Below are 11,673 nucleotides of genomic sequence, written 5' to 3' on the forward strand. Positions count from 1 at the left end.
TTATGTTTTCATAACAAATAAACTTTTAATTGATAATGCTTTGTAAAAATTAACAATACTGAGTTAATGGAACATAACCACAACAACCTGTGCTTTTATTTATGCGTCCATTTAGATCATCGCATTGTTCTTGTGTTAAGCCACAAGTAATTATCCAACAACCTCCATTACCTCCTGAAATTGAAATTTGTTCATTTCTTGATAATTTTTTCGCATTTTTAAGTTTCAAAATTGAATTTTTCATAATTAATAAGTTTTAAAATTGTACCTACTCTTTAAAGGATTTTCAGTTTACTCCTGTATTTTGAATTTTCTTATTTTCTGGATATTAATCTCAATAATGATAATACTTTAGTAGTTATCTTACTTAAAACATTGATTGATTTACTAAACAAAAATCGAAATTCATACAGATTCTGACGATAAAACGTCTACCAATAACACAAAAAAATCTACAAGTATACTTGTAGATTTTTTTGTTGATTTTATTTTTAATTATTTTCTCAGTAAATAGAACGGCATCAAAAATTATGTTTTATCCATCTATTCTATCTATAAAAATTTCGATTCGCTAGAAGAGTTTATTCCTATATAAAGAACTTTTTGAAGGTTTTGTTCTTCGAAGAAACTCACGCATAAGATTATGAAAAATTACACAAAAGGGTAATTGACATTTGCTTTTACATCCAATAATTTTACCAAAAAAAACATGAAAACTTTATATTCTCTATCAGCTTTAGTTTTATCTCTAACTTCCTGTGTATCATTCAATGATATGCATTACTACAAAGATAATATTAATGAAGTTACACTTCCCAATTATTATAGGGTGTCCATCAAAGGGCATTCGTTTTTAACAAGTTCGAGGTATATGTCGGGGTATTTTGATAAAAAAGCAGTCAATTTATATTTCAACGAAATAAAACAACAAAGTGAAGCCAGATTATTTCCAATTTCTACAGACAAAGAAAATAATACTGCATCCGAAGAGAATGGGAATGAATTAGTTTTATTATTTTCAGGAAGAGCACAAGCTATTTCTAATAACATTTCAAGCTTAGCCAATAATCAAAGTATTTTGAATAGCATATATAGAATGTCTATTAATGAAAAACTAGAAGAGGCTTCTCAAATCAATAAACAAAAGCTTGAACTAAGCACAGACAAAACTAATTATATAAAATTAGTTGATTTGTCTTTTGAGCAATTGGAAAAAACTGATGATAAAAATAAAAAGAGAGAGATTATACAAAAAATATTGTCGTACTAATAAAATTTTTAGCCCCATGAAAAACATATATTTTGCAATAACGTTTCTTCTTTTTTGTAGCTGCACTACAATAACAGTAGATGTATCGGTAGCAAAAAGAGAGCTTGTAGAAAAAGAATTTGATAATAGAAAGAATAGATTCCTTGTCGAGCAACTCGAAAGCAACAATATTATATTCTATAACACATTCTACAAAAGCTATATAGATGCTTTAGGCAATGACCTGAGTGAATCGGCAAAACAAATAGTAAAAAATATTATCCACAACGTTTACACTGCCAATAATAATTTCATCAATAATGCGAAAATATCTTTACAGAAAAATGACATGATTGATTTTTTTAAAAACATTAGCGAGATAAGAATGAATATGAACACTATGAAAGAAAACCTTTCCAATGCTATGAAAGGCAGCGAAAGCAGCTCTAATATGACGGAAAAATTACTTAATGATGATTCTGTAAAAAAACTAGCAGCTGCATCAATATCTCCAAGGCAAAGATTTTCAATATTGGGGGACATCAACAATTCTTTTATCACCAGCAATGAAAACAAAGAAGTACTCTGGAATAGTAATTTCAATAATAATTATGTGAAAACAAAATGGGGACATTCTGATATTGCTATCCTTCTAAGAGCAAATCCTAATCCTGAAACAGAGGAAAAAAGTGGAGATTACAATAATAATTTCACTATAAAAGGAGTAAGACTTGATGATACAGATGTCATGAAAGCGGGATTTGATGTTCTAAGGCAATCTGTTAATATTCTTGCTGCCTCAAAAGCAATCTTCCCTAAAAAACTTAACACCACAGATAGCTCAGGAAATACCATTCAAACAGATGAAATATCAGAACTTACAGATTTCAAGCAAAATAAAACAGACCTTGACATTGAGAGGTATAAACTTCAAAAAGCAAAAGAAATATTAGCCAAAGAAATTGATCTTTCAAAATTCGATAAAATGAATAATGATGAAGTAGATTTTGAAATAAAAAGATTAAAAGCAATTTGGGATAAAATAAAACCAGACTTATAATAAAAATAACTTTAAAAACCTAAGGCATGGAAACGTATTATTTTCAATTAAATGATGATCTTGAATTAGAAAATGAAATATTCACTGTAAAAAAAGGAGCTATTGGTAGCATTAAGAAAAAAAATAAAAACAATTTTGCTATAAGCTTCGAAAAAATAAATGGAAATTATATCCTAAATGACCAAGAGTTTCAAACTATTACAGAAACATTAGACAGGATTAGTAACCAACCTTTATTTCGTGTAGGCCAAAAAGTAACAACTGAGGGAAAAAAAGCAGTTATAAAAAAAATAATCCCACTTAAAGATCCTACTACTTCACAGATTTTTTATTTATATAAAATACTATTCGATGATGGCAATTCTGCAACATTTGCCGAAAATGAACTTACTAGTATTTAAAATAAAATCCCAAAAAAAATTTGGGATTTTATTTATATTATTTCTTCACCGGAGCAATATCCATCAGTTGCATGAATTCGTCCAGTTTTGGCATAATGATAATTTCCGTTCTTCGGTTTTCTGCACGTCCGGAAACGCTCATATTAGTAGATTTCGGATTGTATTCACTTCTACCTCCAGCTGTAATTCTCGAAGGATCAACTCCAAACTGCGTTTGCAAAATTTTTGCCACTGAAGTAGCTCTCAAAGCAGAAAGATCCCAGTTATCTTTTGGAAGATTGGCAGAACTTAAAGGAACATTATCCGTATTTCCTTCAATCAATACAGAATATTTATCATAATCATTAATTACTCTTGCTACTTTACCCAAAACTTCCTGAGCTGCCGGCAAAATATTATAATCTCCGGTTTTGTAAAGCATCTTATCCGAAAGTGAAATCATTACTACTCCTTTCAATACTTTTACGTCTACATCTGCGTCAGCAATATTATCCAAAGAACGTTTTAGTTTATTGGACAATGCAAGATTCAAACTATCATTTCTGCTTTTTGAAGATATCAATTGTTTGATGTAAGAATTCGAAGCATTGATCTCTCCCACCAATTTATCAATATTAGCTGAAGATTTTCCCGTGTTTGCCAAGCAAGCATCCAAAGAACTTTTCAGAGCATTATTTTGATCTTTCAGCAAATTGTTTTCGCTTTGCAAGCCTGCATTCTGGCTTTTAAGATCCTGAATTTCCCGCTGTCTTTCACCAATATTTTCAATACATTGCTTGTAATTCAAATTCAATGCATCATATTGCTTTTTGCTCACACAGCTGGTCATTGTAACGGCCATAATTCCTATGGCTAAAATTTTCCCTAATTTCATATAAAGCTTTTTAGAATAATTAAAATTTATGGTTTAGAGGCATCAAAAAAAGAGCCATCTTTCCTCCAAAAATACAAATTCATTTTTAAAAAGTACTTTATCTTTGCTTAATTTTAGAAATCATTAAAAATTTCAAGATGCTTTCCTTAGAAAATTTTCAAAAGAATCTTCAAAGTCTTTCACAAAATATCGGTGAAAAAAAATTTCTACTTGCTGTAAGTGGCGGTGTAGATTCTATAGTTTTGGCTTTTCTATTCAAAGCCCAAAATTTGAAATTTGAAATTGCTCATATCAATTACAAATTGCGTGGAGAAGATTCAGATTCTGATCAGAAATTGGTAGAAAACTTTTGCTTGAAAAATGGGATTAAATTTCATCTTTATAAAGTTTCAGAAACTGAAAAACCTGAAAATTCCATTCAATTATGGGCAAGAAATTTACGGTACGATTTTTTTCGGAAAACTTTGAATAAAGAAAAACTGGATTTTTTGGTAACGGCGCATCATCTGAATGATGAGCTGGAAACGTTTATCATCAATCTTTCCAGAGGAAGCGGAATCAAAGGTCTAAGCGGAATTCCTAAAAACGAAAACAGAATTTTGCGGCCACTCCTTCCCTTTTCCAAAAAGGAAATTTACAATTTTGCGAAAGAAAATAATATTGAATTCCGAGAAGACAAAAGCAACCAAAAAAATGATTATCTGCGAAACAAAATCAGAAATGAAATTGTTCCGAAACTACTGGAAACCAACAAAAATTTTCTGGATAGTTTCAGCAAAAGTTTAGATCATCTTTCTCAAACTAAAAACTTCGTTGAAGAAAAAATAGAAGATTTTTTGGAGAAAATTTCCACGAAAAAAGATGAAACTATTATTCTCAACAAAGAACAGCTTTTGCATGAATCTCCGTTCGTAAAATTTGAAATTCTTCGAAAATTCGGTTTTAATGATGAAAATGAAATCAAAAAAATTTTTGAAGCAGCAACCGGAAGCATTTTTCATTCGGAAAACTTTCAGCTTTTAGTGAACAGAAATGAATTGATTATAAATCAGAAGTATGAAGTTAGAAATACGAAGCATGAAGAAGAAATTCTTTTGATAGAAGATTTTAATTCTGCTGAATCTAAAAATTTTGAAATCCATCTTTCTGATTATCTTGATAGCACTTCTGAAAATAAAATCTGGAAATTGGATGTAAATAAACTCATTTTTCCTTTATTCTTAAGGCACAAAAAAGAAGGAGATTTCTTTTTTCCTTCAGGAATGACAGGCAAAAAGAAAGTTTCCAAATTTTTTAAGGATGAAAAGTTATCGATTTTGGACAAACAAAAAATATGGCTTTTGTGCGATGGAAATAATGAAATTTTGGGAATAATTCCTTTTCGGCAAGATCGAAGATTTGCAGCTAACTCCAACTCAGCGAATATTTTAAATGTGTATTTTTAATTTATTCTTTACTTTTTCAAACACCTTTTTAACGAATTTGTGCTAAAGGTACAGAGTTTGTATTTTTTAACAAAGATTAATAGTTCTTATTAATTGAATTTCAATTTTTGTTTAATTTTTAAAAATACAATTATGGCCGAAGTAATAACTCCTGAAAGTGGGAACAAGAAAACTTCCCGCAAAAAACTAATTCGTGTAGATATGACTCCAATGGTAGATTTGGGATTTCTGCTTATTACGTTTTTCATGTTTACAACTAATTTTTCCAAACCAAATGTGATGGATCTTGGACTTCCTGCAAAAGATTCGGGTCCAAATCACAGTGTAATTGATTATCGGAATCAGCTTACTTTTATTTTGGGTGAAAATAATAGAGTTTTCTATTATCAAAAAGAGCTGAAAGATTTAAAACCTTCTGATCTTAAAGAAACAACCATGCAAGGAATGGAAATTTCCAAACTGATTACTTCCTATAAAAAAGCAGCTCCAATACCTGAAAATTTCACGGTCATTATAAAACCAACGGATGAAGCCAATTATAAAAATTTTGTTGATATTCTCGACAATATGGCGATTACAAAAAGTGAACGCTACGGAATTTCAGACATAAAACCTTTAGAAAAAACCACTTATGAAGAAGTTGTAAAGTAGCTGAAAAAAATATTTTCATAGAGCGCTGTTAGAGTTTAAAGCTCTGACAGCGCTTTTCTTTTAATGTTCATTTTTATATTTTTGAAAAAACTTTTAGTAATGAAAAAAATACTTCCTTTATTGGCATTATCGCTGATTTTCTCTTGTAAAAAAACAGATACAATTTCAAATGAAAAAGAGATTGACAGCACAAAAATCATAGATTCCATAAATGTTGTCCGAAATAAGATAAACGACAGCATCCGCAATAAAAACCATTTTGAAAATATGAGTGGTACTCATACATTCTTGCATAATGGAATTTCGGGAAGTGGAAATGTAACATTCAAAAAAGTGGAAGGCAACCACGACGAATATGAAATAAAAGGCGAAATAAAATCCGGAAAAAATTATGCAAAAATCAATGGATCAGGAATTCGGGTTTCCGAAAAGCATTTTAATTTTACAGGAGAAATTTCTCAAAGCCTTCAAGAAAATGACAACGGAAAAGTGTATACAAGAAAAGGCACCAAAACCTTCATGAGTAAAGACGGCGGAAAAACATGGAGACTTCAAGATATGGTGAATTCTTCCGGTTTTATAGATTATGTTGATATAAAATTATAACTTTAAATATCCAAAATTCATCATCATGTTAAACTTCAGAATGTCCGGTCACGGAAAGGAAGTATTGGTTTTACTTCACGGTTTTATGGAAAATTTGAGCATTTGGAATGATATGGAACCTTATCTTTCCAAAGAATTTTCTTTACTAAAAATCGATTTACCTGGTCACGGAGAATCTGAAAAATTGGGAGAAATCCATACGATGGAAATGATGGCAGAAGAAGTAAAAAATGTTTTAGATGATTTGGATTTGGAGAATGTTCATCTTTTGGGACATTCAATGGGAGGTTACGTTTCTCTTGCTTTTGCTGAAAAATTTCCAAAATATTTAAAAAGCCTGACACTCTTTTTCTCCTCCTATTTTGCCGATGATGAAGAAAAGAAAGAGCAAAGAAGAAAAAGTTTCAGAATTATAAAAGATGCTTTCCCTCATTATGTAAATGCAGGAATTCCTAATCTTTTCAATTCCAATGAATGGGATATTCTGGAAGGAAAAATAAATATTGCAAAACAAATCGCACTTTCCACAGATAATATCGGTGCATTAGCTTGTGTAAAAGGGATGATTGAAAGACCAGACCGAATTTCCGTCATGGAGCAATTGGATGCTAAAATTCTCATTATTGCAGGAAAATATGATAACGCCGTAAAAACAGAAAATGTCATTAAAAATCTACCCGACAAAACAAATATCAAATCTTATATTTTGGATTGCGGACACAATGGACATTGGGAAAAACCGGAAGTATGCTCAGCAATCATCAATACAGAGCTTCTTCATAATTTTCCAAAACACATCGTTCTATAAATATTTTTTGAATATTTTTTCAAAACAATAAAGACTGCAAATTTGCAGTCTTTATTTATATAATATTGATTCAAATATTAGTTCTTGATTACTTTGAAAGTTTGCTCTCCATTTGAAGATTTCACTTTTACAATATAAACTCCTGAAGCTAAACCTTGAACATCTACAGCAGTAGAACCTTTAGATACTTTAACTAGTTTTCCATCCGCAGAATAGAAAGAAACCTCTTCTACTTTTTTATCAGCAGAAACGATATTTAAAACATCATTCATCGGATTTGGATATACGGAAACTTTATTTTTAGAAGTTTCACTTACAGCGAAAGTTCCTGCTGCTACAACGTTGATTGTATAATCCTCAGCTTGTCCATAACCAGTAGTTCCTGAAGTTGAAGTAAGTGAAGTACCAGAAGAATAACATGGGCTTAAGAAATAAGTAGTAGAAGTTTGAGTAGCATAATTCTTTTTAATTCTCATTCTAGTATTTCCTAATGTAGCGCCAGCTGGAACTGCGATATTTCCTACAACTGTTTTACCATCTACACCAGTAGAATTGTTGATTTGAAGAAGAGTAGCTGCACTACCAAAATATGCCTCTCCAGCATCTACAAAATCTCCATCCTGATTCCAGTCTACAAATACTGTAAATCTGTTATAAAAATTACCTCCAGTGTAAGCTTGTAAAGTAATTGGATATGTTTTACCTTGTTCTACTGTAGCCACTTTATTTATAAATGATTCGTGAGAAGAACTAGTGGTAGCAGCCGAAGAAGTATTGGTCATATCAGCGATTGCAACACCTGTAATAGGCTCTACACCACTTGAATAAGTAAGACTTCCACTACAATATGGCGCGAACGGATTGCTTTGTGTAGTAAGTGAATAAACAGAACATCCTGTTGCGGATCCATCTGCATTTTTCGGAACTACTTGCCAGTAATATGTAGTATTAGCTGTAGTGTTCGTAACATTAGCTGTTGTACCAGTAACTGTTCCTAATAATGATAAACTTGAAGAATTTGTTCCCCAGTACACATCATATCCTGTTGGAGTTCCACCTGTTGTAGGAGCAGACCAAGATAATGGTGTAGTTCCATACACAACACCTGTTGCTCCATCCGCAGGAGTAGTACTAGAAACACAACCTGGTGGATTAGGCGTTTTTGTCGTAAATGAATAAACAGAACATCCAGTTGCGGAACCTACTGTATTTTTTGGAAGCACTTTCCAGTAATATGTAGTGTTGGGAGATAGATTGCTTGCAGAAGTGTAACTTGTACCTGTAACATTTCCTACTAAAGTTGTAGGATCAGTGTTAGTATCCATATACACATCATAAGATTCTGCTCCAGAAGACGCATTCCAAGTTAAGCTAGTAGCAGTTGTTGCAACATTGGTTGCTCCATTTGCAGGTGAAGTAAGAGTACTACAACCAGGTGCTGTAGTTGGAGCAATACTCGTCGTAATTTTGAAATCATCAACTGCAAAGCCAAATTGATCTTGTGAAGTACATTGAATACCAATATATACTTGTTGCCCTGCATAGGCACTTAAGTCATACGTATATTCGTGCCAAGTAATATCTGCAGGAGTTGTTACTACACCAGCAGGCGGAAGCGCTGTAAAATCAGCAACAGCCGTTCCTGTTGTAGAGATAAACACCTGAAATTTTTCTGCACCATAACTAGTATCACAAGATTTTGCCCAAAAGCTTAACGATCCTCCATCAGCAGCCAATTGTACTTGAGGAGAAATCAACCAGTCATTATTCCAAGGAGTAGCGTTTGAAGCAAAACATACCATGTTTTTACTTCCTGTTCTTGCAGCCCAGTTAGAGGTTGCAGACGGAGTTAATGCCGGAGTTGTCGCTGTAGAATTAAAAACCTGAAAAGATTTTGCAACACCACTATTTGCAAAAGTAACTCCCGAAAATCCATAAGTTGGTTTTAAGTCTACATCGGTAAGCGTCCAGCTACCAACGCCAGTAATTGCAAAATCAGTATAGCTTTCAAAACTGTCTTGAAAAACCACATACTGCGCATTTACACCAACACCTAATGCTAATAGGCTTGATAGTAAAAATTTCTTCATATAAATTGATTTTAAAAAATTATCATCCCAAAGATATATTTTTTTATCAAAAAAAAAGAATTTTTTTTGATAAAAAAAACCCTTTACTATATATCTACATAATTATTTATAGCAATAGTATCATTAATTGCTTAATTCCATAAATTGACTTTTTCCTTAAAATCCTCAATAGTATTTTGAATGTCTTTGAAATATTTTCCTCCGGCAGCATTGATATGGCCTCCTCCATTAAAGTATTTTCTGGAAAATTGGTTTACGTCTAAATCATCCTTGCTACGGAAAGAAATTTTGATAAAATCCTCATAAAGATCTTCCATAAAAAACGCTGCCATCTTTGTTCCTGCAATACTCAATCCATAATTCACAAAACCTTCTGTATCTCCTTTTTCAAAACCATATTGTTTGAGTTCTTCTCTTGTAAGGTAGAGAATTGCAATTTCTCCATCATTCACTACTTCAATTCGGCTCAAAATCAGAGATAAAAGATGAAGTCTTGACACCGTATTTGTATCCCAAGTATTTGAGGTAATTTTTGCCGGATCAGCACCTTTTTCAATAAGATTGGCAATAATCCTATGTGTAGTTGCACTAGTCGAACGAAAACGAAATCCGCCTGTATCCGTCATAATTCCAGTGTATAAACATTCTGCGATATCTTGATTTATTAAATTTTCTTCCTCCAAAGCCTCAATAAAATGATAAACCATCTGACATGTGGCGGGGATAGAAGTATCAGAATACACAAAATTAAAATGCTCCGGCTGCTGATGATGATCAATAAGAATTTTTACAGCTTTTGATTTTTCTATCCATGGTCCCACCAAATTCCCACTTCTATGAGATGCATTGAAGTCCAAAATAAATAAAACATCAGCATTGTCAATCATTTCCCATGCTTTTTTTCTTTTGTAATCTGCAATGGTAACTTTTTTTGCTTCAGGCATCCATTTCAAGAATCTTGGAAAATCATTAGGAACTATAACTTCGGCTGATAGACCTTTTGCATTTAAAAAATGTTTTAATCCTAAAGAACTTCCAACAGCATCTCCGTCTGGATTATAATGTGTAATAATGGCAATTTTATTTTCCGGCTTGAGAAGGCTTTTAATTTCTAAAAGTTCAGATGATGTAAACATTTTAAAGGATATTTTGAGGTTCAAATATAAGAATTCCTAATGAGCTTGGCAGAATTCTACAAAAGAACATGTTCATAAAAAAATCGTCTCTTGCCTAGCACAAGAAACGATCGTAAAAATTTAATTTTATCAAATTTATTTTTTAATTGCCTTCAGTGTCTTTACACTTCCATCTTCCATAATTAAAGTGATAAAATATAATCCTGCTTTTAAATCCGATACATCCAGTTGCTTATCCACTTTTACATTTTTCACGGTTTTTCCGGAAACATCCGATATGGAAATTGCTTTAACGTTTTCTAGTTCGGAAATATTTAATACATCTTGAAAAGGATTCGGATACAAGAATGCTTTATTTTTATTTATATCTATAGTTGCCAAAGTATTTCCAGAAACCTCTACATCATCAATGCCCACAAACCATTTAAATGTTGTACCGGAATGAAAAGCGATATAAATATTTTTTCCAATATAAGGTGCAAGATCATACTCATACTTTGTCCATGCTCCTGAAGTTGGAGCAAGATCGGCAACAATAGTCTGCGTAAATGCTTCGGAAGTAGCATCAGTTTCAGAAACAAGCACACTGATCGTTTCCTGAAAACTACCACTGTAATTATTAGCATAGAATGATAGCTTATCCGAAATTCCTTCTATTACTTGGAATTGAGGAGTTACTAAATAATCATCATGAGTATAACTGGAAGAAAACTGTATTCCTGCCATAAAATTTCCACTATGCGGTATCATTTCTCAATAATTTGTCCAATATCCCCATTGTTCGTTATAATCTGGGCTTCCGTTATTGATATAAGACCAACCATCAGGTGGTGGAATATCAAAATTTTCGGTAAACGCTTGCGCTTTAGAAACAACACTTAGCATAAACAAGTAAAAAAATAATTTTCTTTTCATAGATAGTTTAGTTTAATTTCAACTCCAAACATAAATTTTTTTTTTAAAAACTTTTATATTTTTTTCAGAAAAATATTATACTTCTTATAAATACCCTATTGATAGTAAAAAGAAACAGAATAATTAAAACACTGATCCAAAAATTCGAAAATTAATTTGCGAATTATAAAAATTTATCTATCTTTGCAACCTGAAAATTTAGAACAATACGAACACTTTATAAACTGAAGTAATGAGTAAAAGAACATTCCAACCATCAGAGAGAAAGAAAAGAAACAAACACGGTTTCAGAGAAAGAATGTCTACGCCAAACGGTAGAAGAGTTCTTGCTGCAAGAAGAGCTAAAGGCAGAAAGAGATTAACTGTAAGTGCTTCACGCGCTAAAAGATAATTTCTGCATTATCATATACAAATTATGCTTGAAAAGTATTTTTTCAG

Annotated in this window: 14 protein-coding genes; 8 read left to right on the forward strand and 6 right to left on the reverse strand. The window is 31.8% G+C overall.

Going from position 1 to position 11,673, the window contains the following annotated elements:
- Positions 1 to 49 precede the first annotated feature (49 nt).
- Positions 50 to 244 (reverse strand): hypothetical protein, encoded by a 195-nt coding sequence (locus AC2A1C_RS07605; protein ID WP_484024938.1) that lies wholly within the window; start codon positions 242 to 244, stop codon positions 50 to 52.
- 465 nt (positions 245 to 709) lie between these two features.
- Here AC2A1C_RS07605 and AC2A1C_RS07610 point away from each other — a divergent pair, with 465 nt between their 5' ends.
- From AC2A1C_RS07610 to AC2A1C_RS07620, 3 genes are read left to right on the forward strand one after another with little or no spacing between them, the layout of a single operon-like run.
- Complete coding sequence (locus AC2A1C_RS07610; protein ID WP_484024940.1) at positions 710 to 1,270, forward strand: hypothetical protein; 561 nt, start codon at positions 710 to 712, stop codon at positions 1,268 to 1,270.
- A 16-nt stretch (positions 1,271 to 1,286) separates the two neighbouring features.
- Positions 1,287 to 2,309 carry a hypothetical protein gene (locus AC2A1C_RS07615; RefSeq protein WP_484024941.1) on the forward strand — a complete coding sequence of 341 codons (1,023 nt, stop codon included), beginning with the start codon at positions 1,287 to 1,289 and terminating at the stop codon, positions 2,307 to 2,309.
- Positions 2,310 to 2,335: 26 nt separating this feature from the next.
- Complete coding sequence (locus tag AC2A1C_RS07620; RefSeq protein ID WP_484024943.1) at positions 2,336 to 2,710, forward strand: hypothetical protein; 375 nt, start codon at positions 2,336 to 2,338, stop codon at positions 2,708 to 2,710.
- A 37-nt stretch (positions 2,711 to 2,747) separates the two neighbouring features.
- Here the strand turns inward: AC2A1C_RS07620 and AC2A1C_RS07625 are convergent, their stop codons facing one another.
- Positions 2,748 to 3,584: an OmpA family protein gene (locus AC2A1C_RS07625; protein WP_484024944.1), complete on the reverse strand. Its 837-nt coding sequence runs from the start codon at positions 3,582 to 3,584 to the stop codon at positions 2,748 to 2,750.
- A 137-nt stretch (positions 3,585 to 3,721) separates the two neighbouring features.
- Between AC2A1C_RS07625 and tilS the strand changes: the two genes are divergently transcribed.
- The 4 genes from tilS to AC2A1C_RS07645 all read left to right on the forward strand — a co-directional run bounded on the left by tilS (position 3,722) and on the right by AC2A1C_RS07645 (position 7,094).
- Positions 3,722 to 5,029 (forward strand): tRNA lysidine(34) synthetase TilS, encoded by a 1,308-nt coding sequence (gene tilS / locus AC2A1C_RS07630; protein ID WP_484024946.1) that lies wholly within the window; start codon positions 3,722 to 3,724, stop codon positions 5,027 to 5,029.
- Positions 5,030 to 5,161: 132 nt separating this feature from the next.
- Positions 5,162 to 5,680 carry an ExbD/TolR family protein gene (locus AC2A1C_RS07635; RefSeq protein ID WP_484024948.1) on the forward strand — a complete coding sequence of 173 codons (519 nt, stop codon included), beginning with the start codon at positions 5,162 to 5,164 and terminating at the stop codon, positions 5,678 to 5,680.
- Between the two features lie 99 nt (positions 5,681 to 5,779).
- A complete protein-coding gene (locus tag AC2A1C_RS07640; RefSeq protein WP_484024949.1) occupies positions 5,780 to 6,286 on the forward strand; it encodes a hypothetical protein in 507 nt (168 codons plus the stop codon).
- Between the two features lie 25 nt (positions 6,287 to 6,311).
- Positions 6,312 to 7,094, forward strand: coding sequence for an alpha/beta fold hydrolase (locus AC2A1C_RS07645; RefSeq protein ID WP_484024951.1), 783 nt, complete (start codon positions 6,312 to 6,314; stop codon positions 7,092 to 7,094).
- A 77-nt stretch (positions 7,095 to 7,171) separates the two neighbouring features.
- On the opposite strand, the gene AC2A1C_RS07650 is transcribed toward AC2A1C_RS07645, so the two are convergent.
- The 4 genes from AC2A1C_RS07650 to AC2A1C_RS07665 all read right to left on the reverse strand — a co-directional run bounded on the left by AC2A1C_RS07650 (position 7,172) and on the right by AC2A1C_RS07665 (position 11,235).
- Positions 7,172 to 9,184, reverse strand: coding sequence for a choice-of-anchor J domain-containing protein (locus tag AC2A1C_RS07650; RefSeq protein ID WP_484024953.1), 2,013 nt, complete (start codon positions 9,182 to 9,184; stop codon positions 7,172 to 7,174).
- 131 nt (positions 9,185 to 9,315) lie between these two features.
- Positions 9,316 to 10,320, reverse strand: a complete 1,005-nt coding sequence (locus AC2A1C_RS07655; RefSeq protein WP_484024955.1) for a DHH family phosphoesterase — start codon at positions 10,318 to 10,320, stop codon at positions 9,316 to 9,318.
- Between the two features lie 135 nt (positions 10,321 to 10,455).
- The gene (locus AC2A1C_RS07660) at positions 10,456 to 11,070 is read right to left on the reverse strand and encodes a choice-of-anchor J domain-containing protein (RefSeq protein WP_484024957.1); all 615 of its coding nucleotides are present in this window, start codon (positions 11,068 to 11,070) and stop codon (positions 10,456 to 10,458) included.
- Between the two features lie 3 nt (positions 11,071 to 11,073).
- The gene (locus AC2A1C_RS07665) at positions 11,074 to 11,235 is read right to left on the reverse strand and encodes a hypothetical protein (protein ID WP_484024958.1); all 162 of its coding nucleotides are present in this window, start codon (positions 11,233 to 11,235) and stop codon (positions 11,074 to 11,076) included.
- Between the two features lie 232 nt (positions 11,236 to 11,467).
- Here AC2A1C_RS07665 and rpmH point away from each other — a divergent pair, with 232 nt between their 5' ends.
- Positions 11,468 to 11,626 (forward strand): 50S ribosomal protein L34, encoded by a 159-nt coding sequence (gene rpmH, locus AC2A1C_RS07670; RefSeq protein WP_162031914.1) that lies wholly within the window; start codon positions 11,468 to 11,470, stop codon positions 11,624 to 11,626.
- Positions 11,627 to 11,673 lie beyond the last annotated feature (47 nt).

The organism is Chryseobacterium sp. HNCC26DJ241, from assembly GCF_057180505.1.